This window comes from Methylocaldum marinum (assembly GCF_003584645.1).
Classification (GTDB): domain Bacteria; phylum Pseudomonadota; class Gammaproteobacteria; order Methylococcales; family Methylococcaceae; genus Methylocaldum; species Methylocaldum marinum.
Map to the genome: position 1 here is coordinate 2,274,608 of NZ_AP017928.1, position 21,779 is coordinate 2,296,386.

Consider the following 21,779-nt stretch of genomic DNA (forward strand, 5'->3'; position numbering starts at 1 on the left):
GATGTCCACGAAAATCGCCGGTTCGCTTCTTCTCCGACTTCTCCACAACCGACGATTACCCGACCATGAAAAAAGGCCTAAGGTTTTTCGAGCCAATGCGTGGATCGCTCTCCGATCAAAATATCAGCATGAGAATCCCTATCACGACCAATAAGCCGATTAGAAAGATGATGCCGATGGCACTGCCCAGAAACCGTAAGATACTGCCCATGTTCCTGCCTCCGCGGGTGAACTCGATTTTCGTCCTTAACGATTGAGACAGCCGGTCGCCGGTTTCATTGCGGGCACGGGTTCTGCCCACATTGATGAAACGCTCCCGCTGCGCGTCGATGCAGCCAAAAGCAAGACGGAACGTTGAGGGGCGGTACATTCGTGAGAACAAGAAGGTCCTCGAAAACTTAGGGCGTTTAGGCCGACTGAGACCTGTGCTGCGCACCAATCCAATGAAAAACCGCCCCGAAAGGCGGTTTTGTCGAGAGCGTTCGGAGCGCCTCAAAGGGCGTCGACCGGATGTCGACGCACGAAGCCGATGCAGCCCGCCAGCGCGGAACCCAACAGCCAGAAAGCGGCGGGAACGGGTACCGGGGTGAGGCTCAAAGTCAAAGTTGAGCTGCCGGCGGAACCATTAGCGTGATTCGCTGAACAGCAGCAGCTTTCGTCGGCAAAGGATTGCCGACCTACGCCACGACCTGCTGTCAGTCCGGAGCCATCGGTGATCGGGAATCCTCTCCAGACAGCTTCGTTTAGCGGGCTCCACCCTCGCGCTGCTCACGACGCTTCGCACACACCCGTTAAGTCCGGATTAGAAACGAGAATCTCGACTATGGACAGTCAAAATCTGCGCCAATCGGTGGAACTCTTATAAAAGCCAAGCCATCCATGACTTGGAAGTCATTCTATTCGTCGGAAACCGAGCCCTATCCCTCAGCAAACCACGGGATTCAACGCACTTTCACTGAACCCCGCGGTACTGCCGCAAACTGGCCGGCAATCTCGTTGAGTTTCGCGGTCCCGGCAAGACGGCTTCCGGGTTCAATCCACGCTTCCAACCATCTTCGCGATGCGCGCGGTCACCGTCCGTTTCTCGCCGTTACGCAGAATGTCCAGCTTGATTTCGGAACCGACCTGAAGCAGCCCGACCGTGTTTCGCAGACTGCCGCCGTTGGTCACGGGCGTGCCGTCGATGGCCGTCACTACGTCGCCGGGGCGGAGCCCGGCCTTGGCGGCGGGCGAATCCGGCTGGACCAGGGCTATCAAGGCGCCGCTCCCCCGTTCCAGACCCAGGGCATGTGCCAGATCCGGCGTCAGATCATGGACGCCGACCCCGAGTTTGCCGCGCTGAACCTCGCCGTACTGGACGAGTTGCTGCATGATCGACTGAGCGAGCCGGCTGGGAATCGCGAATCCGATGCCGACATTGCCCCCGGCCGGGCCGACGATGGCGGTACTGATCCCGACCAGCTCGCCGTTCAGGTCGACCAGGGCGCCTCCCGAATTGCCCGGATTGATCGAGGCATCGGTCTGGATGAAGTCTTCGTACCCCTCGATGCCCAGGCCGGAGCGTCCTACCGCGCTGACGATCCCCGAAGTCACGGTTTGACTCAAACCGAAAGGGCTGCCGATGGCCGCCACGAAATCGCCAACTCGCAAAGATTGCGAGTCGCCGAACGGCAGGGCCTTGAGATTATTCGCGTCGATCTTGATGACCGCCACGTCGGTTTCGGTGTCGACACCCACGGTTTTGGCCTCGAAATCCCGGCCGTCCTGCAGGGTCACGGTCACTCGATCGGCGTCCGCAATGACGTGGTGGCTGGTGAGGATCAGGCCTTTTTCGGCATTCACGATCACACCCGAGCCTAGACTCTGCTGTTGCCGTTCGTCGGGCGGCACGGCCGGAAATTTGAAGAATGGTTGGGAAGACCGTTCGCCGAGAGGTGAATGATCCTGCTCTTCCACCGTGGAAGTGGTCGAAATATTGACCACGGCGGGCAATACGGCTTCCAGCATCGGAGCCAAAGTCGGCCGCCCTATTTGTTCCGCGCCACGCCCGCCGCCGGCAGCCGGCTCGGACGGCTGGTAGTCCGCCGCCGACGCTTGTCCAAGCCTCGGTATGGGAACCTGTTCGCATCCCGCCAACATCATCAACAGAACGGCGCAAAACGCGCGACTTCCGCCAAACCGTTCCATGGGACTCCTCACAAAGTATGCTTTTCGAGTCAGGACGTCACTTTTTTAGGTCGTTTGGTGCCCTGAAAGTTCTCGGACCGTCTTCAACGTTTTTTGCGGCCGGTACGCCTTACGGTGATCGAACCACGGGTCCGCCGCCCAGGGATCCGAAAAGCCTTGATCATTTCAGGCTGAAAAGATACGCAGCCATGTCCCATGCGTCGCGCTCGGTCACGCCCAAATCGGGCATGGCCGTGCCTGGCGATATCCGCTCCGGATCCTGCAGCCACAGCACCAGGTCGTCCGGTGTGTTGGGTAGGACCCCTGCGATGTAAACGCGATTGGCCCAGTCGGTCAGCGGCGGACCCGCCAAGCCTTTGGCTCCGACGATGCCGGGAATGATGTGACAAGTCGTGCAGGCGTACTGCTGAAAAGCGATCCGTCCTCGGGCTGGATCGCCACCCGAGACCGGCGAAGGTGCACCGGAGCGATCGCATGCCCCCAGCAACACCAAGGCGATCAAGGTTCCGCTCGCCTTCATATTGTTAATCAAGGTCCGTCGGCTTTGCGCTCCCATTCCTCGTACTCCCTGGGCGAAAACGCCGGCAGCCTCTCGACGAAAGCCACCACCGCCCACAGATCGCCCTCGTCGAGACGGAATTGCCAGGCGGGCATGCCGGTCATGCGGATTCCGTTCGCCACCACCCAGTAGATGTATTCGGCCGATTTTTCGCGCGCCGTTTGTGCCAGGTTGTTGGGCAAGGGCAGCATGCCTTTGCCGGCATCGTCGGGAGGCACGCCCGGCGCGCCGTGGCATTGCACGCACTTGTCCCGGTAGATGCGGAAACCGCGTTCGGCCAGTAATGGATCGTCCCGTGGCGGTGCGGCGATGCCGTCGAGGCGGGCCGAGACCGACCGGTCCAGCGCGAAATCCAGGATTTCGTAAACGGGCCGGGTATGCTGGTAGATGGCGGCGACGTTGTACACGCCGGTGACCACGACGATGGCCGCGCCCACTATTCCGAGTCCCCCCAGGATGACGAGGGTTATGACCGCGTGGATCAGAAACTTTCGGAACGGTGACATGGTCTCTTGTGAGTACGCTCCAAAATTCGCGGGACCGGCTCCAGCCGTTCTCTCGACGATCGGCCGAGGAAATGACCGATGATCCTCCGGAATGGAACGCTTTCCGACGCTACAGAGTATTCGACTCTCCGGCTCGAGGTTAGTGCCGGTTGCCGATACGTTGGTCCGGACGGTCCGCGCGTCACCTCGCCATGACCGCCCATCGCCTTTCGGCTCCACTTCTGGCAACGCTGCCGCCGGCCGCACACGCTGGGCTTCAGTCCGCTCTCCATCCTCATTCGCCGACCGCATCCGACATCGCCGCCATTGCCGGGCTGGTGTTCTGGGGAGCCACGGTCATCTTCGTGCTGGTCATGGCGCTGACCGTTTATTCGATATCCGGATCGAAACGCGCCGGCCGTTTGCTGGGCCACCGCCGAGCGGTCCTTATCGGCGGCCTCGCGTTTCCCGTGGCTGTGCTGTCGGCGCTGTTGATCTATACGCTGAGAGTTGCCGGGGATATCGTCACGCCCGCGGAGCCGCCGGCGGTGCGCGTCGAAGTTGTCGGCGAGAAGTTTTGGTGGCGTGTGAATTACCTGACCGAGGCAGGCCATGTCGATGTCGCCACCGCCAACGAGATCCACCTTCCGGCCGGTCGGCTCGTGGAATTCAGATTGCGCACCGCCGACGTGATCCACAGCTTCTGGTTGCCCAACCTGGCCGGAAAAGTCGACATGATTCCAGGCCGCGTCACGACGCTGCGCATCCGCCCCGACCGCCCCGGCGTGTGGCGCGGGCAATGCGCCGAGTATTGCGGCGCCCAGCACGCCAACATGGCCTTTCTGGTGGTGGTCGAGACGCCGGAGGATTTCGAGGTTTGGCTCGCTGCCCAGCGTCGGCCTGCGCGTCCGCCGGCATCCCGTTGGGAAAATCCGAGATGAACGCCGCTCCGGGGTTAAGCCGATGCTGGGACTTCATAGACGCACCGCCCTGGATCGGCATCGCGGTGTTTGTCGTTTCATCGATCGTCGTCTGGTTTTCCGGCACCCGGATCACCCATTACGCCGATGCCATCGCCGTTAAAACCGCGCTCGGGGCAAGTTCTGTCGGCGTCCTTCTTGTTGCGACATCCACCTCGCTGCCGCAAGTCGGTTCTGTGCTCGCAACGTATCTCGGCGGGATCTTCTTGCTGTATCGGATGCGCTGAGGAGACATGGATGGACCGGAATCAGGAATTTCCGAACACCACGCCCCGTCCGGAAGAGGAGCTTTCCCTGCTCAAGAAGATCTGGCGGGCGCCCTCGGGCTGGAACTTCATCACCGTCGTCAATAACGAGTACATCGGCATATTCTATGTCGGCACGGCCTTTCTGTTCTTCTTGCTGGCCGGCGTGCTGGCGCTCCTGATGCGCACCCAGCTCGCAGTGCCGGAAAACAATCTTCTGGGCCAGGACACCTATAACCAGATTTTCACAATGCACGGCACGCTCATGATGTTCCTGTTCGCCGTGCCGGCGGTGGAGGCGCTGGGGGTGCTCATCCTGCCCAACATGCAGGCGGCGCGCGACCTGCCCTTCCCCAGGCTGTCGGCCTATGCCTTTTGGGCCTATTTCGCGGGTGGGCTGGCGTTCTTCTGTAGTCTTTTCTTCGACCTGGCGCCCAAGGGCGGCTGGTTCATGTATCCGCCCCTGACCAGTTATCAATTCTCGCCCGGCGACAACTCCGATTTCTGGCTGCTCGGCATCGGCTTCATCGAAATCACGGCCATCGCCGCGGCCATCGAGATCGTGGTAGGGGTGCTGCTCAACCGCGCGCCCGGCATGAGCCTCGATAAAATGCCGATCTATTGCTGGGCCATGCTGGTGTTCGCCGGAATGATCATGGTCGCCTTCCCGGCGGTAATTCTCTGTACCGCGCTTCTGGAGCTGGAGCGCAGTTTCGAGTGGCCGTTCTTCGTGGCCGAGAAAGGCGGCGATCCCCTGCTCTGGCAGCATCTCTTCTGGTTCTTCGGTCACCCGGAGGTCTACATCATCTTCCTTCCGGCCGCGGGAGCCGTGTCGATGATCATACCGACCATGGTGCGCAAGCACCTGGTGGGATACCGGCTGGTGGTGCTCGCCCTGGTGGGCACGGGTTTCCTGAGTTTCGCCTTGTGGGTGCACCATATGTTCACCGTGGGGCTGCCGCAGATCTCCATGAGCTATTTCTCGGCGGCCAGCATGGCCGTATCGGTTCCGAGCGGGATTCAGGTTTTCGCCTGGATCGCCACCATTGCCGCCGGACGCTTGAAATTGACGGTGCCGGCACTGTTCACCCTGGGTTTCCTATTCATTTTCGTGCTGGGCGGGCTGACCGGGGTAATGGTGGCGATCGTGCCGCTCGACTGGCAGGTGCACGACACCTATTTCGTGGTGGCGCATCTGCACTACGTGCTGTTCGGCGGCATGGTCTTCCCGCTGTTCGGCGTGTTCTATTACTGGGCGCCCTACGCGAGCGCCAAGCCGCTTTCGGAAAAGCTGGGCCGCTGGGTGTGCGGATTGATGTTCATCGGCTTCAACACGGCGTTCTTCCCGATGCACATCACCGGACTGCTGGGGATGCCGCGGCGGGTCTATACCTATTCGGCGGAAGTCGGCTGGGATACCCTCAACCTGGTCTCGACTTTCGGCGCATTTCTCATCGGCGCCGGCGTTCTGGTGTTCCTGATCGATCTGATCCTGAACTTCCGACCTTTCCGTCCGGAAAAGGCGGGCAACGTCTGGGACGCGGGTACACTCGAATGGCTGCCCAGCGGCGATTACGCCATGCGCAGCATTCCCATCGTCGAAAGCCGCGAGCCGCTTTGGGATCAGCCGAATCTGGCGGAGGACGTCGAGGCGGGCCGCTATTACCTGCCGGGCGCGCCTACCGGCGGGCGCGAAACCGTCGTTACCAGTCCGATCGACGCTCGCCCCCTGTACATCTTGCCGATGCCGGCAGGGAGCTGGTACCCGGTACTGGCGGCCTTCGGCACGGCGGCGTTCTTCCTGCTCCTGACCGTGAAGCAGGTGGTGCCCGCACTGTTCTTCGGCGTGTTCGCGGTCGCCATGATTATCCGGTGGGTTTGGGACACCGACCCCGGCCCCACGCATCCTCCCGTCGATATCGGCGGCGGCATCACGCTGCCGGTCTACGTGACCGGCCCCATGTCGCATTCTCGCTGGGCCATGGTCGTGCTGATGATAGTCTCGGCCTCCCTCTTCGCCTGCCTGATCTTCTCGTACTACTTTCTGTGGACCGTGGCACCGGGGTTCTGGCCGAAAGGCGGAGACTCGCTGCCGGACGTGGCTTATCCGCTCGCGGCGGGAGGCCTTTCGTTAGTGAGCAGCGCGGCCATGGCCTATACCAGCCGCGCATTGAAGTCGAATCGATTCTGGAAGGTCCGCCTCTCCCTGCTTTTGGCCGTGCCGCTGCTCATCGGGGCGCTGCTGACCGAGCTGTGGGGGCAGTGGCAAATCGGTTTGCGACCGACCGATTCCGGTTATGCCGCAATCGTTTATACCGTCATCTCGATTCAGGGATTTTTCATTACCGTGGCGGCCATCATGGGCCTTTACACATTCGCCCGCTCGGTGTGCGGACTCATAAACCGTGAACGCCGGGCCACTTTCGACAACACCATGCTGTTCTGGCATTACACGGTCGTTCAGGGCCTGATTGGATTAGCCTTGGTCCATCTATCTCCGCGCTTCCTGGGGTGAACCGCCATGGCCGCCGCGCTCCATTTCGTCACCAACACGCTTCGGATGCTTTCGGGCCTCTTGATCTGGGCAGCCCATTTCGGGATCGTGTATATCGCCACTGCCTTGGTGTGTGCCCGCGGGTTCCAAGAACTGAAATGGTTCGGGGTGGGGGTCGTCGCGTGGATGGTCGCCATAGCTACGACTCTAGCGGTCGGGGGAATTCTGGTCGTACTGGTTCCCGCCTGGAGGGATCTTTACCGGCGCAGCTCCTGGTCGGCGACGCCGGCTTTCATCGACTGGATGACCGTTGCCTTCGGAGCCTTGGCTCTGCTGGCGATCGTATGGGTGACACTTCCGGTTATGCTGGTACCGATTTGCTAAGTGTCCAAAACAGTCCTTGAGCGCCGATCCCGCCGGCTGGACCTTTGCCCTAACCGCGACGCTTCACGAGTCCTTTTATCGAAGATTAAGTTCAAACCGAAAAGGACGAACCGCATCCGCACGTAGTCGCTGCGTTGGGATTGCGAATAACGAATTGAGATCCGGACAGGTCCTCGGTATAGTCGATCTCCGCGCCGGTCAGATATTGGACGCTCATGGAATCGATCAGAACGGTGACACCATTCTTGACTATCTGCGTGTCGTCTTCGTTGACCGTGTCATCAAAGGTAAAACCATATTGAAAGCCGGAACAGCCGCCTCCGGTGATGTAAACCCGCAATTTAAGGTCATTGTTGCCTTCATCGGCTATCAATTGGCTCACCTTGGCCGCGGCACTGTCAGTAAATTTAATCGGCGCTTCGCTCATGCTAGTCGTCACCTCGATAGGCGCATCGAATTCGAAACATTATGAATTTTCCGAGAAATTTGGTCAAGAATTAAGTCTATTCCTCATCTTATTTCAATCATGCGAAAAATCATTCCGGTTATCGGCTTGCTTCTATACTTGTCAGCACCCTCCGCTTGGGCGCTACGTTGCGGGTCTCTACTGGTAGATATCGGAGATCACAAGTTCGAAGTGCTTCGCAAGTGCGGCGAGCCCGCATTCGCGGACTCCCGCATCGAACTCAGGTATGTAAAATTACAAGGCACGGGCATGGAGATAGGACAATACGTGCCGGTCATGATCGATGAATGGACGTACGACTTCGGGTCGAACCGATTCGTGCAGCTACTTCGGTTCGAGAATAGCCGCCTCGTGGGTATTGAATCCTTGGGCTACGGCCGATAAGCGTTGACCCCGGATCGGATTTTTTTCGGCGAAAAACGGAAGACCGCCACTCTCGTCGGCCGGGCCGAAATTCAACCGTCTCCTAGCTGCATCACCTCGATCTTCACCGGTGCCAGGCCCTCTCTTATGAATCCAAGCTCCCTGGCGGCACGCCGCGAAAGATCGAGTAAACGCCTGTTCTCCGGATGGCCCCGGTCGTTGACGCGCACTTCCACCGTCCGGTTGTTGCTGAGATTGGTTACCCGGAGCCGGGTACCGAAAGGCAGCGATCGATGCATTGCGGTGAATCCGTTCTTGTTGTAGCGCTCACCGCTGGCCGTCAACCGGCCGTGAAAACGATCGCTGTAGTACGATGCGATACCCTTGTTAGCGCTTGTCAGGCTTTTGGGACCCGCCGTTTTGGCATGGCCAAGAGTACAAGCGGACGCCAAGCAGATCGAAAGAAGCGCGTTAGCAATTGGTCGAAGCCTCCGCATTCTTCACCTCCAGATTCGTTATTGTTAGGAACGATGCGGTTTAATCATAAACAATGATTCTAGAAAGACCGACTTAATATAGAATCGGTCATATCATCGAATTCCGTTGTGCGCCGCCGCACGCCCTTTAATGACTGTCGAGGTACGTTATCGGTTCCGAGAAGATTGCTTTGAAGCTATTTTTCGCTCAGCCAATGACCTCTACTCCTCCCATGTACGGAAGCAATACCTCCGGAACCGCAATCCGTCCTTTTTCATCCTGATAATTCTCCATCACGGCGATGAGAGTGCGGCCGACGGCGAGCCCCGAACCGTTCAAGGTATGAACCAACTCGGGCTTGCCGGTTTCCGGACTCCGCCAGCGGGCCTTTAGACGGCGTGCCTGAAAGTCGCGAAAATTGCTGCAAGACGAAATTTCACGATAAGCATTCTGTCCCGGTAGCCAAACCTCGATATCGTAGGTCTTGGCCGACGAGAACCCCGTATCGCCGGCGGACAGAATCATTCTTCGGAACGGTAGCTTCAAGCGTTTGAGGACTTCCTCCGCATGACTCGTCAATTCTTCGTGAGCTCGCGCCGAATCGTCGGGCCTGGCAATCTGGACCAACTCGACTTTTTCGAATTGATGCTGGCGTATCATGCCGCGCACATCCTTTCCATACGAGCCGGCTTCACTGCGGAAACACGGCGTATGGGCGACGAACTTCAGGGGAAGGTATTCCGCGGCCAGGATTTCATCGCGAACCAAGTTCGTGACCGGAACCTCCGCCGTCGGGATCAGATAAAACGGCGGTTCGCGATCAAGCTTGAACAGGTCTTCTTCGAATTTCGGAAGCTGCCCCGTGCCTCGCAGGCTTTCCGCATTCACCATGAACGGCACGTAGGTTTCCGTATAGCCGTGCTCTTGGGTGTGCAGATCGAGCATGAACTGGGTCAAGGCCCGCTGCAAGCGGGCCAGAGGCCCCTTCAGGGTAACGAACCGCGAACCGGTGACTTTCACCGCCGCTTCAAAATCGAGACCGCCCAGCTTCGTTCCCAGATCGACGTGGTCTGCAGGCTTGAAGGCGAATTTCGGCGGCTCGCCATAGCGATGAATTTCGATGTTGTCCGCATCGCTCAGGCCATCGGGAACATCTTCATCCAGAAGATTCGGTATGCCCAGCAGCATTTCTTCCATTTGGGCCTGAATGCCTTCCAATTCCCCTTCCATCCGCTTGAGGTCGTCTCCCAAGTGCTGCATTTCGGCGAGGAGAGGCTGAATATCCTCGCCCCTGGCCTTGGCCTGCCCGACCCGCTTGGAGCGCATATTCCTTTCGTTCTGCAGTTCCTGCGTGCGGCTTTGTATTCCCTTCCTCCTATCCTCCAGTTCGCGAAATGCGGCAGTATCCAGCTTGAAAGAACGCCGCGCCAATCGAGTTTCGACCTCATCCAATTGAGTACGGAAAAGTCGTGGATCTAACATGGGTTATCCTTGGGTGAAATTTGGATGAATCCGGATTAAAACCTGACTGGGCTCAAGGTACACATACGCAAGAGTCCAACCGAGTTCGCCGCCACCGGAATATAAGACGAGGACAAGAATCCATTCCTGGGCACGCCGACACACGGGCTTATTCAGGCATCCGCCCGAAGAGCCCTCATCGCCTGCCGGTCCGGATTCCGTACGATGCCACGCTCGGTGACGATGCAATCTATCAACTCGGCGGGAGTTACGTCGAATACAGGATTCCAGGCTTTTATGACACACCCCGGCTTTGCGAAATAGGGGTTCAGCAGCTCGCTCTGGTCCCGCTCCTCGATTCGAATGCTTTCTCCGGACTCCGTTGTCCAGTCAATGGTCGAGGTCGGTGCAACCACCATGAATTTCACGCCATGATGGCGCGCGGCAACGGCCAGGGCATAGGTACCGATCTTGTTGGCGGTATCGCCGTTTGCCGCAATCCGGTCGGCGCCGACCACGATCCATTGAACCACGCCCGTTTTCATCAAATAAGCGGCAGCGGAATCCGCAATCAAAGTAGCGGGTATGCCGTCCTGCTCCAACTCCCAGACGGTCAGTCTAGCCCCTTGAAGCCAAGGACGCGTTTCGGTCGCGAAAATATTGGAAACACCTCGGCGGTAAGCACTTCGAACCACGCCTAGCGCAGTACCGTATCCGCCGGTCGCGAGTGAACCCGTGTTGCAATGCGTCAAAACTCCGCTTGCGCCGGCGAACTGGGATGCTCCCATCTCTCCCATCGCACGATTGGCCGAGATGTCGTCATCGTGGATGGAACGTGCAACCTGCAACAAATGAGGCTCCGGGTCGCCTTCGATCTTTCCGGTCTCGGATCGCATACGTTCCAGTGCCCAAAAGAGATTAACCGCAGTGGGACGCGAACCGGCCAGCGCGTTCAAGTCCAGCCCGATCGCTTCCCTCCAGGTACTCGGATTTTCGCGATACCGTTGGCGCGCCGCCAGGACCACGCCGTATGCGGCAGCAATCCCAATGGCCGGAGCCCCTCGCACGCGCATCGATGCGATCGCTTCGGCCACGCCCAGGGCACTGTCGAACGTCTCGTATTCGACTGCACCAGGAAGCCGCCGCTGATCCAGCAGGCGAAGCCCTTGCTCGCCCCACTGCAAGGCACGGACATTATCGTTAAACGAAATGGATTCGGAAGATGACGACATTTTGGATGAATAAAATCGGGCGATTATCAAAAGACACCCGGGCTTACGGTTTAGTCGAGCCGGCCCACACGGGCGAAATGCCCGTATATTCTAATTTGGCTCAGCCGACAAACAAAGAATTTGCGCGTCTTCACTGCCCCCGGACGACAACTCCCGCCGACTCTTGAAACCTTCTACGCTACCACGGGTGCGCGTTTTTGCCGCATCATCGTAAGGCTATTCTCGGTTGCAGAATGGTCATACTCACATTAGCCTATAGTTGTCAACACCAATCTCCAAGAGGTCCGGCTATGGCTCTCGAAATTTACCTCTGGTGCTGGATGCATCTGGAACCGCGTTACGCAGCCAGGAAAGGCGCAAAACTTTTCGGTTTGGCGGTATTGGCGCTGGGTCCTTTGATTTACGTCAACATGGATATAAGTAGGCACGGATTCAAGCCTCCGGCGCCCAGCTTGACGATCGAGGCGAGTCATGACGGTTCAGGTTATTAAGAGACCGCCCCTAGAAACTTTCGGACCTGCTCAGGACCGGCCTTCGAAACGCTCGGAGCGCGAGACAGCCCCGCGGGCCTGAGTGCGCTGGCGCACAGCTTCGAACAGCAACACGCCGGTAGCGACCGAAAGGTTGAGACTCTCGATTTGGCCAAGCATAGGGATTTTGACCAAAAAGTCACAGGACTCGCGCGTCAAGCGGCGCAAGCCTTTTCCTTCGGCCCCGATGACCAAAGCCAGCGGAATCGCCAGATCCGTCTCGTAGAGGGATCGCTGCGCTTCGCCTGCAGCTCCTGCAATCCATAATCCTGCTTCCTTCAGCCAACCGAGAGCGCGGCTCAAGTTGGTCACACGGTAAAGCGGCACGGTTTCAGTCGCGCCGGACGCAATTTTAGCCACGGTCGGCGTCAATCCAGCCGACTGGTCTTTCGTAATAATGACTCCCAGAACGCCGGCGGCATCTGCTGTACGCAGGCAAGCCCCGAGATTGTGCGGATCCTGGACATGGTCCAGAACGAGATATAACGGCTGCGTCGGCAAATCGGCCAGAGCATTCCTAAGCTCCGATTCGCCCAGTTCGTCCGCCAGCTTCAACTCGAGAACGATGCCCTGGTGGTTTCGATTTTCGGCCAGTGAATCGAGTTGATTTCTTCCGGCAGGTTGGACCTTGATTCCGAGGCCAGCCAATTTGCGTTGAATCGCCGTGATACGGCCGTCTTCCCGATGCGGATCGATCCAAACGCTGATGATTCTGTGCGAGACGTTTTCGATGGCGGATTCCGCCGCGTGTAAGCCTGCAATGCGACGCCGGTTCTTCATGAACGGCGTCTTCTCTTACGGGTTCGACGCGCAGGGGATTCGGTGCGCTTCACCAATTCGAGATCGATTTTCCGTTCGTCCAGATCCACTCGCGCAACGATAACGCGAACGCTGTCGCCAAGCCGATACATCACGCCGCTCCGCTCGCCTTCCAGACGATAACTGATCGGGTCGTAATGAAAAAAGTCCTTGTCCAATGTCGAAACGTGGACCAACCCCTCGACGAAGATATCTTTCAACTCTACGAAAAAGCCAAACGGCGTGACAGCGGATATTACCCCAGCGAATTCTTCCCCCAGCTTGTCGAGCATAAACTCGCATTTGAGCCAGGCGATGACGTCGCGAGTCGCCTCGTCGGCACGCCGTTCCGTGTACGAACAATGCTCGCCCATCAGCACCATGTCGTTATGCGAATAATAAAATTCCTCTTTCTTTTTCTTTTCGAGCGCGTGAAGAATGGCGCGATGCACCAGAAGATCCGGGTAACGCCGGATAGGCGAGGTGAAGTGCGTGTAAGCTTCCAATGCCAGCCCGAAATGACCTTTCTTTTCAGGGCTGTAAACGGCTTGGGGCAGCGAACGCAATAATATGGTCTGGATCAGATGTTCGTCGGGCCTTCCGGTGATGTTATCCAGAACTTCAAAATAGTCTTTCGGCCCGGGGTTGTCGCCTCCCCCGAGTCCCAAACCGACCTTTCCGAGAAATGTGCGCAAATCGGCCAGTCGTTCGGCCGTAGGCCCTTCGTGAGTTCGGACCACGTGGGGGAGCTTCTGGCGAGCCAGATATCGCGCCGCCGCGATATTGGCAGTAATCATGCACTCCTCGATGAGGCGATGGGCGTCGTTGCGCTCGCGCGGCACGATCTGTGAGATTTTCTTGCCCTCGCCGAATACGATGTAGGATTCCTGGGTGTCGAAGTCCATTGCCCCCCGCGCCTCTCTCGCCCTACGCAGCACTTTATAGAGCGCATGCAGTTCCTCCAGGTGAGGCACCAAGGCACGATATTTCTTTCTCAGCGCCCTATCGCTGTCGACGATCATACGCGCGACTTCCGTGTAGGTAAGCCGCGCATGGGAAAACATCAGCCCCGAATAAAAACGCGAGCGGAGAATGGCTCCCTCGGTGTTGATATAAATTTCGCAAACCATGCACAGGCGGTCTTGCTCGGGGTTGAGCGAGCACAAACCGTTCGAGAGCACCTCCGGCAGCATGGGAATGACCCGATCGGGAAAATACACCGAATTGCCGCGGCTTTTCGCTTCATCGTCCAGCGCGCTTCCGGGCCGAACGTAATGGGAGACATCGGCGATGGCGACGTACAGTTTCCACCCTTTCGGAGTCCGTTCGCAGTACACGGCATCGTCGAAATCGCGGGCGTCCTCCCCGTCGATCGTCACGAGGGGAAGATGGCGCAAATCGACGCGACCCGACTTGTCTTCTTCCGCGATCTCCTTTCCTAGCCCTGCAATTTCCTCGAGCACGGGCTCGGGCCACTCGGACGGCAGATCGAAGCTCCGAATCGCCACTTCGATTTCCATTCCGGGAGCCATGTGATCGCCTAGAACCTCCTTGATGCGCCCGATGGGATCACGTTGCCGCGTAGGTTGCTCGATGATTTCGGCAACGACGATTTGCCCGGGTAGCGCTCCGTTTCGATGTTCTTCGGGAATCAGGACATCGTGTGCAATATGCTTATTGTCGGGAACGACGAAAGAAATTCCCTGTTCCAGATACAGTCTGCCCACGATGTTATGCGTATTCCGTTCCAGTATCTCCACCAGACCGGCTTCTCGCCGCCCTCGGCGGTCAACGCCGCGGATGCATACCACGACGCGGTCGTCGTGCATAAGCGCACGCATTTCCTTGGGTGACAGAAATAAATCGTCGCCACCCTCATCGGGACGAAGAAAACCGAATCCGTCGGGATGGCCGATTACCCGCCCGGCAATCAGGTCTTTGTGATTTACGACACAGTAATGGTTTCGTCGGTTTCTCAGTATCTGCCCGTCCCGCTCCATGGCATTGAGGCGGCGGCGCAGCGATTCAATATCCTCAGCCTCTTGTACACCCAGTAACCCGGCGATGTCCTCGACTTTTAAAGGGACACCTTGTTCTTTCATCACTTCGAGAATCAGTTCCCGACTCGGAATGGGACGCTCGTATTTTCCCGCTTCCCGCTCCGCGAAGGGATCCTCGAATCTAAACCCTCTAGCGACCGTAGGGGTTGACTTGGTCATGAATAATTTTCCTATTCCTATGTGTTTAAGGTTGCCTACTCGGACAACGCATGTTTCGGCGACCTCTCGGCTCAGCAATGAATCGCATCAAAAAACTCATGGTATTGACAAATCGTCCGATTAGTAACAAAATTCGCGACTCAGTTGAGTTGTTCGACTCACCGCTGCCGAGGTGGTGAAATTGGTAGACACGCATGATTCAGGTTCATGTGGGGAGACCCGTGGAGGTTCAAGTCCTCTCCTCGGCACCATCCTTCTGCCCCCTTCAATCGAAGGGATTCTTCAGGATTATCGTCTCGCTCCGGTCAGGACCGGTCGAGAGGATATCCACAGGCACGCCGACCAGTTCCTCGATCCGTTCAATATACGCTTTGGCATTCACCGGAAGCTCGTCTTGCGAAGTGATGCCGGCAGTTGATTCCGTCCAACCCGCGAGTTCCTCGATAATAGGTTCGCACTGAGCATAGCTATCGGCACCTATGGGCACGGTGCGGATTTCCTGTCCTTTGTATTTGTACGCCGTACAGATTCCGATCTTTTCCAGTCCGTCCAGAACATCCAATTTCGTCAGGCATAGTCCGCTCAAACTGTTGAGTTTCGCCGATCGCTTCATCAAGACCGCATCGAACCACCCGCAGCGGCGTGCTCTCCCGGTAGTAGCACCGAATTCCGCGCCTTTTGCCGAGAGATGCTTGCCGATCTCATCCGAAAGCTCGGTCGGAAAAGGGCCGTTTCCGACACGGGTCGAATAGGCCTTCGTGATACCCAGTACATAATCGAAATCGAGCAATCCCATTCCGCTGCCGGATGCGGCGCCGCCGGCCGTAGTATTAGACGAAGTTACATAAGGATAAGTGCCGTGATCGATATCCAGCATCGCTCCTTGAGCCCCCTCGAAGAGAACGTTCCTGTCCTCATCATGGTAGCCATGTAAGATTCCAGCCACGTCCCCCAGCATGGGCTTGATCTGCTCACCCAGCGCCATCGTCTCGTCAAGCACCTGCTGGTAGTCAAGCTGGGGTTGGCCGTAATACCCACTGAGCACGAAATTATGGTAATCCAACAACTCTCTCAGTCTTTCCGCAAACACGCTCGGATAGAGAAGGTCCCCGGTCCGCAACCCCCGCCGCGATACCTTGTCTTCATAAGCCGGGCCGATACCTCTTCCAGTAGTACCAATCGCCTTATCGCCCCGGAATTTCTCACGCGCCACGTCCAATGCAACGTGAATTGGCAGTATCAAGGCACAAGCTTCGCTAATCGTGAGCCGGTCCCTAACCGGAATGCCGGCGTTCTCCAAAAGCGTAATTTCCTCCAGCAAAGCACGGGGCGATAACACAACACCGTTGCCGATCAAGCATTTCACCGATTCCCGCAAAACGCCGGACGGTATCAAATGCAATACGGTCTTCCGACCGTCGATTACCAAAGTATGTCCCGCGTTGTGGCCACCCTGGAAACGTACGACTGCGTCTGCACGCTCTGTCAGCAAATCGACAAGTTTCCCTTTACCCTCATCGCCCCACTGGGTTCCGATGACTATGACGTTCTTACCCATTTTTGATTCCGTTTGACGTTTTGTTTTGCGGTAATACCGGCTCAATCGTTAGCGGGACAAATTTCCCACGTTAATCCTTGCTTTCGAAGATAGTATGAGCATGCCATCTCACGAGCTTCACCTGTTTGTCCAGACAACTCCTGGATGACGGCATGTCCTGCTGCACGCAAGTTTCGTACCTCTTCATGCAAATCGGGATCGTCCACGGCGGGCGCAAAAATACGCAAACTACCGGATCCGTCGTCCGTTCCGTTTGCCAACCGTGCCAGAATCTTCAGGTCGGCACTGAAACCGGTTGCGGGACGCGCGCGACCAAAAGTTCTTCCGATATCGTCATACCGGCCGCCGCGTGCAATTTCGCGACCGTAGCCCGGCACAAAGGCGGCAAACACGACACCGGTTTTGTAGTGATAGCCCCGCAATTCCGCAAGATCGAAATTTATCCGTAATGCCGGAAACAAGGCTGTCAAGCTCCTGGAAATCGAGTCCAGGTCCGCCAAAGCTCGATGCACCGGCTCACTTGCGGATGCCAGTCGCTTTGAGGCCTTCTCTATCACACCCTCATGCCCGTTTAGATCGATCAGCGATTGCAACATTTCGGCAGTGGAATCACTAACCGCCAGTCCGGATAAGAGAGTTACCAACTCCGGATGATCTTTACGTTGGAGAATTTCAAACAACTCGGCCTCCAGTCCGGCATCCAAACCGGCCTGCCGCGCCAACTCCCGGTAGATTCCCACGTGTCCCAGATCCAGATGCACGTTATTTATGCCTGCAATGGCGAGCATCTCCAGCATCAGACGAATGACTTCCAAATCGCTGGCGTTGCCCGCGTGCCCGTACAACTCGGCCCCAACCTGCAGCGGACTCCGCGACTTTTCCAGGTGATCCGATTGCGTGTGCAACACGGTTCCCATGTAACAAAGCCGCGTCGGTGCCTCGCTTCCGAGGCTGCGCGCGTCGATGCGCGCGACCTGAGGCGTCATATCGGCGCGTATTCCCATGAGCCGGCCGCTGATCTGATCGATAATCTTGAATGTCTGCAAATCAACATCGTGACCCGAACCCGTCAAGAGAGATTCAATAAATTCAATCAGGGGCGGCATGACCAACCGGTAGCCCCAACTGGCAAACAAGTCAATGATTTTTCGGCGCAATTGCTCCAGGCGCTCGGCTTCTTCCGGAAAAACCTCATCAATACCTTCGGGCAATAGCCAACTGTCTTCGTTTAACATCGAATTCGGCGAGTTCAGCAACGGGGAAAGATTGGATTCGGCAAAACTGGTGTTACCGAGACTTTCATTCCGGCGTCCAGTCTTTAGCAAATCGTTGACCGAGGGTGCCTCTGCCCGCCCCTCTATCCTACAACTCAGGCAAAGGGGCGGCAGAGAAAATACCGGGGAATAATAGTTCCCTTATCTCGGCTTTTTGAAGTACTGAAAGAATTTTGAATCAGGTTCCAACACAATCATGTCGCTCTCATCCTTGAACACCTGCCTGTAAGCGTACAAGCTTCGATAAAATTCAAAGAACTCACGATTCTTACCGTATGCTTGGGCATAAATCTCCGACGCCGCCGCGTCGCCCTCGCCTCGCCTGATCTCGGAGTCTCGGTAGGCATCGGCAAGTATTACTTCCCTCCGACGGTCTGCTTCTGCTCGGATACGTTCAGCCGCTTCCGCACCGCGCGACCGAAAATCCCTAGCCACCCGCGCCCGCTCCGCTTCCATTCGCCGATAAACCGATGAACTTACCTCCTCCGGCAAATCGATTCCCTTCACACGAATATCGATGACCTCGACGCCCAAGTCCTCCACCATAGGATTAACCGTCTGGATCAAAAGATCCCGGATCTGGCTCCTTTCCAACGATACCACCTCACGGATGGTCCGTTTGCTGAATTCGTTTCGCAGTGCGTCTTTGGTAATTTGATCGAGGCGAATATTGGCCGCCGCTTTATCGCCACCGACTGCCTTATAGAATTGAGTGGAATTCTTGATTCGCCATTTCACGAACCAAGTAACGATTACGTTCTTCTTTTCTGAAGTCAGAAACCGTTCCGGCTTGGATTCCAACGTGAGGATGCGATCATCGTATTTTTTTACCTGCTGGTATGGAAGTTTGAAATGCAAACCCGGTTCAAAGTCCGTTCCGACAATTTTCTTAAACTCGAGCAGAATTGCTTTTTCCGTCTCCGCTACCGTAAATATCGAGGTAGCACTCAATACCAGCAGAATAAAAACGATGATCAGAAATAGGGTGTTTTTGTTGACCATTATTGTCCCCTTCCTTCGCGACCTCGAGTCGTGGAGCGGATACTTCTGGGAACCCCGCTATCCGATATATCCGGCGTCGTGCTCATGGTGTTGTCGGAATCTCTGGCCGGCATTGACGGCGATGCGGCCTTTTGAAGTTTTTCTATAGGCAAATACAACAAGTTATTGCTGCTCTTTATGTCAATCAGCAAGGTGCTCGTGCGCCCAAGAACCTCTTCCATGGTGTCGAGATAAAGCCGTTCGCGAGTTACATCGGGCGCTTTGTCGTACTCCGCCAGCAACTGTTTGAATCTGCTCGTATCGCCTTCGGCCCTAGCAATAACGCGCTCCTTGTATGCCTCCGACTCTTCCAATACACGGGCCGCCGCGCCACGTGCCCGCGGGACGACTTCATTCGCGTATGCTTCAGCCTCGTTTTTCAGACGCTGTTCGTCCTCTCTCGCCTTGATCGCGTCCATAAATGCCGCCTGAACTTCTTCCGGAGCCTGGGCATCCACAAGGCTCACGTTACTCACTCGGATTCCGGTTTCATATTTATCCAAGGTCTGCTGAATTTCCGTTTTGATTTCGTCCGCAACCTTACCCCGTCCCTCGGTCAAGACAAAGTCCATCGTGCTCTTCCCGATCACCGCACGCTCCGCGCTTTCGATTACCTGCTTCAAGGTTTCATCCGGGTCAGCAACGTTGAAAAGATAATCCTTAGCATCTTTGATCTGATACTGAACCGCCAATCGAATATCGATAATATTTTCATCCTGAGTGAGCATAAGCGCTTCCCTGGGCACCGATCCTAAAGATTGCTGACGCCCGCCGGAACGGTAGCCAACCTCCAGGAATCGTTGTTGCTCCATATTGACGACTTCAACGTGTTCAATTGGAGCAGGTAGATGCCAATGCAATCCGGGCATAGTCGTGTCGCTGTATTTACCGAAACGCGTGACGACGCCGCGACTTCCTTCGTCCACTAGATAGATACCGGTCAATCCCCATACGACCAGAGCAACGACGAGAAACAAACCGGCCGCTCGCATGGGCGCGTTATCGCCGCCGCCACCACCGAAAAATCTGCCTATTTTGTCGTGTAACCCGCGCATGACCTCCTCCAAATCCGGAGGCGTCTCCTGTTGATCACGCCCGCTCCACGGATCTTTTTTATTACCGCCCGGTTCGTTCCAGGACATTGGATGACTCCTGTAGTACTGAATCTTGATGCTTTTTGAGCTAAAACAAAGCCGCTCGTACGGCGCGAATATTCGAATTATCTAGGAAAATGGTTGGATATACAAAATGGAGCATTTGAGGAAGGAACCAGACTGCTTTTCGCAAAGCCACGGGCTCACGCCAGTAGGGCACTAAATTTTCAACATTGCAAGTCCAAGCCGGAGATCGCTACCCATTCATCGAAACCTGAGATTCATCCAGATCCTGCAGCAACTTCACATTCCTCTTGAGGAGCTCGACTTCCAGATCCCACCCGCCGGCCCCATCCGATTCTTCCTTCAATACCCGTGCCGTACTGTACAGTCGCGCCCTCAATCCGGCGCTTGTCGGGCCCAAATGCACCCTCCGGTGGATCACTTCGCGTCGAAACACTCCTTCCAACGCCTGCTCAAGTAAAAGCAGTCCCGCACCGGTCTTAGCGGACAGCCAGATCTTGGTGACCTCGCCGCTCGCATTTCGCTCAATCTGCGGCTCAAGATCAACCACTCGATCAATCTTGTTATAGACCTGAATTTGCCTTACCTCGGCCGCCCCGATTTCGCCCAACACCCGATTGACTTCGGCTATGGTCTCGTCTGACCGCTCATCGCTTGCATCGATGACGTGCAATAATAAGTCCGCGTCCGCCGCTTCCTTCAAGGTAGATCGAAATGCAGCGACTAATTCGTGTGGCAGTTGCCTGATGAATCCGACGGTATCGGCGAGAATCACTGTTAAATTCGAGCTTATCGGCAGACGTCGCAAGGTTGGATCGAGTGTTGCAAATAGCTGATTGGCGGCATAAACGCCCGCGCCCGTCAACGCGTTGAAAAGCGTCGACTTGCCGGCATTCGTATATCCCACCAAACTTACAACCGGTAACTCCGCCCGACGCCGGGCGGAACGCCCCTGATTACGCTGCCGCTCGACTTTTTCCAGACGTTTTTGAATCTGACGTATTCTATCGGCGATTAAACGCTTATCCGTCTCAAGCTGCGTCTCACCGGGACCACGGAGACCAATTCCGCCTTTCTGACGTTCCAGGTGAGTCCATCCACGCACCAAGCGGGTAGACAAATACCGCAACTGAGCCAGCTCGACCTGCAACTTCCCTTCGAAGGACTGAGCTCGCTGGGCGAAAATGTCGAGAATCAGACCGATACGATCGATGACCCGCACCGAGAGCTCCTTCTCTAAATTCCGCTCCTGGCTAGGCGTTAAAGGATGATTAAAAAGAACCAGCTCTGCTTCGTTATTCCGGACAATGCCGGCCAACTCGTCGAGCTTTCCTTTTCCGATGTAGCAGCGAGGATCAGGCGCCTGTCTCTTGCCCGTAACGGTAGCTACAGGCTTCGCCCCTGCCGATAAAGCAAGTTCCTGAAGTTCTGCAAGACTTTCGGTCTCATTCTGAGACGCCAGGTGGACAAGCACGGTACGTTCACCGGACTTCGGCCTCTCAAACAACTAAACCTTTCTCCCCGTTCGACTTCGGAATAACCATATCTCGGTCTGAGCGAAGCAGTTGATTAACCCTCGTCTTCCAACCCTTCCGCCGCATGCGGCAGCCGGACTTGACGCGCCGGGACAATCGTAGAAATGGCATGCTTGTAAACCATCTGGCTTACAGTGTTTTTGAGTATGATCACGTATTGATCAAAGGAATCGACTTTACCTTGCAACTTTATTCCGTTCACGAGATAGATAGAAACCGGAACATGTTCTTTTCTTAGCGCATTTAGAAACGGATCTTGTAAATTTTGCCCTTTTGACATCCTCTTTCTCCTTATTGTTATAAGACCGACGCTCAGTCGGTATTAAAACAAATCTCTAATTTTTTCGCCAGGCGCAATGCCTGACCTCACCCG

22 protein-coding genes and 1 tRNA gene are annotated in these 21,779 nt (G+C 56.4%); 7 read left to right on the plus strand and 16 right to left on the minus strand.

All coding sequences use genetic code 11. The features are described from left to right. Positions 1-115: 115 nt before the first annotated feature. The 4 genes from sS8_RS30140 to sS8_RS28060 all read right to left on the minus strand — a co-directional run bounded on the left by sS8_RS30140 (position 116) and on the right by sS8_RS28060 (position 3,252). On the minus strand, positions 116-211 hold the full coding sequence (locus sS8_RS30140; protein WP_442777790.1) for a small membrane protein YohP: 96 nt from the start codon (positions 209-211) through the stop codon (positions 116-118). 821 nt (positions 212-1,032) lie between these two features. After that, a complete protein-coding gene (locus tag sS8_RS09780; RefSeq protein WP_232020585.1) occupies positions 1,033-2,187 on the minus strand; it encodes a Do family serine endopeptidase in 1,155 nt (384 codons plus the stop codon). A 160-nt stretch (positions 2,188-2,347) separates the two neighbouring features. After that, positions 2,348-2,743: a c-type cytochrome gene (locus sS8_RS09785; RefSeq protein ID WP_232020586.1), complete on the minus strand. Its 396-nt coding sequence runs from the start codon at positions 2,741-2,743 to the stop codon at positions 2,348-2,350. Beyond that, positions 2,716-3,252, minus strand: a complete 537-nt coding sequence (locus tag sS8_RS28060; protein WP_170161023.1) for a c-type cytochrome — start codon at positions 3,250-3,252, stop codon at positions 2,716-2,718. The genes sS8_RS09785 and sS8_RS28060 overlap by 28 nt, the downstream gene beginning before the upstream one ends. 191 nt (positions 3,253-3,443) lie before the next feature. Between sS8_RS28060 and coxB the strand changes: the two genes are divergently transcribed. From coxB to sS8_RS09810, 4 genes are read left to right on the plus strand one after another with little or no spacing between them, the layout of a single operon-like run. Next, positions 3,444-4,172 carry a cytochrome c oxidase subunit II gene (coxB, locus tag sS8_RS09795; RefSeq protein WP_119629486.1) on the plus strand — a complete coding sequence of 243 codons (729 nt, stop codon included), beginning with the start codon at positions 3,444-3,446 and terminating at the stop codon, positions 4,170-4,172. Then, positions 4,169-4,438: a hypothetical protein gene (locus tag sS8_RS09800; protein ID WP_119629487.1), complete on the plus strand. Its 270-nt coding sequence runs from the start codon at positions 4,169-4,171 to the stop codon at positions 4,436-4,438. Before coxB ends, sS8_RS09800 begins: the two co-directional genes overlap by 4 nt. Positions 4,439-4,448: 10 nt before the next feature. Then, on the plus strand, positions 4,449-6,971 hold the full coding sequence (locus tag sS8_RS09805; protein WP_119629488.1) for a cbb3-type cytochrome c oxidase subunit I: 2,523 nt from the start codon (positions 4,449-4,451) through the stop codon (positions 6,969-6,971). Positions 6,972-6,977: 6 nt separating this feature from the next. Continuing rightward, positions 6,978-7,334 carry a hypothetical protein gene (locus tag sS8_RS09810; protein WP_119629489.1) on the plus strand — a complete coding sequence of 119 codons (357 nt, stop codon included), beginning with the start codon at positions 6,978-6,980 and terminating at the stop codon, positions 7,332-7,334. A gap of 91 nt (positions 7,335-7,425) precedes the next feature. On the opposite strand, the gene erpA is transcribed toward sS8_RS09810, so the two are convergent. After that, on the minus strand, positions 7,426-7,761 hold the full coding sequence (gene erpA / locus sS8_RS09815) for an iron-sulfur cluster insertion protein ErpA (protein WP_119629490.1): 336 nt from the start codon (positions 7,759-7,761) through the stop codon (positions 7,426-7,428). A 99-nt stretch (positions 7,762-7,860) separates the two neighbouring features. Here erpA and sS8_RS09820 point away from each other — a divergent pair, with 99 nt between their 5' ends. Then, positions 7,861-8,184 carry a DUF2845 domain-containing protein gene (locus sS8_RS09820; protein WP_119629491.1) on the plus strand — a complete coding sequence of 108 codons (324 nt, stop codon included), beginning with the start codon at positions 7,861-7,863 and terminating at the stop codon, positions 8,182-8,184. Positions 8,185-8,255: 71 nt separating this feature from the next. On the opposite strand, the gene sS8_RS09825 is transcribed toward sS8_RS09820, so the two are convergent. The 3 genes from sS8_RS09825 to mtnA form a co-directional block, all read right to left on the minus strand. Then, the gene (locus sS8_RS09825) at positions 8,256-8,660 is read right to left on the minus strand and encodes a septal ring lytic transglycosylase RlpA family protein (RefSeq protein ID WP_119629492.1); all 405 of its coding nucleotides are present in this window, start codon (positions 8,658-8,660) and stop codon (positions 8,256-8,258) included. A 187-nt stretch (positions 8,661-8,847) separates the two neighbouring features. Then, positions 8,848-10,122, minus strand: coding sequence for a serine--tRNA ligase (gene serS, locus sS8_RS09830; RefSeq protein WP_119629493.1), 1,275 nt, complete (start codon positions 10,120-10,122; stop codon positions 8,848-8,850). 152 nt (positions 10,123-10,274) lie between these two features. After that, positions 10,275-11,333, minus strand: coding sequence for an S-methyl-5-thioribose-1-phosphate isomerase (mtnA, locus tag sS8_RS09835; protein WP_119629494.1), 1,059 nt, complete (start codon positions 11,331-11,333; stop codon positions 10,275-10,277). A gap of 290 nt (positions 11,334-11,623) precedes the next feature. On the opposite strand from mtnA, the gene sS8_RS09840 reads away from it, so the two are divergent. Next, positions 11,624-11,824 carry a hypothetical protein gene (locus sS8_RS09840; RefSeq protein ID WP_119629495.1) on the plus strand — a complete coding sequence of 67 codons (201 nt, stop codon included), beginning with the start codon at positions 11,624-11,626 and terminating at the stop codon, positions 11,822-11,824. A 30-nt stretch (positions 11,825-11,854) separates the two neighbouring features. Here sS8_RS09840 and rlmB read toward each other — a convergent pair whose 3' ends face one another. Together rlmB and rnr are read right to left on the minus strand one after the other, a co-directional pair. Further along, entirely contained in the window at positions 11,855-12,643 is a 789-nt protein-coding gene (gene rlmB / locus sS8_RS09845) for a 23S rRNA (guanosine(2251)-2'-O)-methyltransferase RlmB (RefSeq protein ID WP_119629496.1), read from the minus strand. Then, positions 12,640-14,880 carry a ribonuclease R gene (gene rnr / locus sS8_RS09850; protein WP_119629497.1) on the minus strand — a complete coding sequence of 747 codons (2,241 nt, stop codon included), beginning with the start codon at positions 14,878-14,880 and terminating at the stop codon, positions 12,640-12,642. The genes rlmB and rnr overlap by 4 nt, the downstream gene beginning before the upstream one ends. Before the next feature lie 166 nt (positions 14,881-15,046). Between rnr and sS8_RS09855 the strand changes: the two genes are divergently transcribed. Beyond that, positions 15,047-15,131 (plus strand) — tRNA-Leu (locus sS8_RS09855). A 14-nt stretch (positions 15,132-15,145) separates the two neighbouring features. Here sS8_RS09855 and sS8_RS09860 read toward each other — a convergent pair. The 6 genes from sS8_RS09860 to hfq all read right to left on the minus strand — a co-directional run bounded on the left by sS8_RS09860 (position 15,146) and on the right by hfq (position 21,686). Continuing rightward, the gene (locus sS8_RS09860) at positions 15,146-16,438 is read right to left on the minus strand and encodes an adenylosuccinate synthase (protein WP_119629498.1); all 1,293 of its coding nucleotides are present in this window, start codon (positions 16,436-16,438) and stop codon (positions 15,146-15,148) included. A 41-nt stretch (positions 16,439-16,479) separates the two neighbouring features. Further along, complete coding sequence (locus sS8_RS09865; RefSeq protein ID WP_119629499.1) at positions 16,480-17,673, minus strand: ATP phosphoribosyltransferase regulatory subunit; 1,194 nt, start codon at positions 17,671-17,673, stop codon at positions 16,480-16,482. Between the two features lie 180 nt (positions 17,674-17,853). Further along, positions 17,854-18,714, minus strand: a complete 861-nt coding sequence (gene hflC / locus sS8_RS09870) for a protease modulator HflC (RefSeq protein WP_119629500.1) — start codon at positions 18,712-18,714, stop codon at positions 17,854-17,856. Further along, positions 18,714-19,895 carry an FtsH protease activity modulator HflK gene (gene hflK, locus sS8_RS09875; protein WP_119629501.1) on the minus strand — a complete coding sequence of 394 codons (1,182 nt, stop codon included), beginning with the start codon at positions 19,893-19,895 and terminating at the stop codon, positions 18,714-18,716. Before hflK ends, hflC begins: the two co-directional genes overlap by 1 nt. 208 nt (positions 19,896-20,103) lie before the next feature. Further along, positions 20,104-21,378 (minus strand): ribosome rescue GTPase HflX, encoded by a 1,275-nt coding sequence (gene hflX, locus sS8_RS09880; protein ID WP_119629502.1) that lies wholly within the window; start codon positions 21,376-21,378, stop codon positions 20,104-20,106. A gap of 62 nt (positions 21,379-21,440) precedes the next feature. Continuing rightward, positions 21,441-21,686 carry an RNA chaperone Hfq gene (hfq, locus tag sS8_RS09885; RefSeq protein ID WP_077730579.1) on the minus strand — a complete coding sequence of 82 codons (246 nt, stop codon included), beginning with the start codon at positions 21,684-21,686 and terminating at the stop codon, positions 21,441-21,443. Positions 21,687-21,779: the final 93 nt, after the last annotated feature.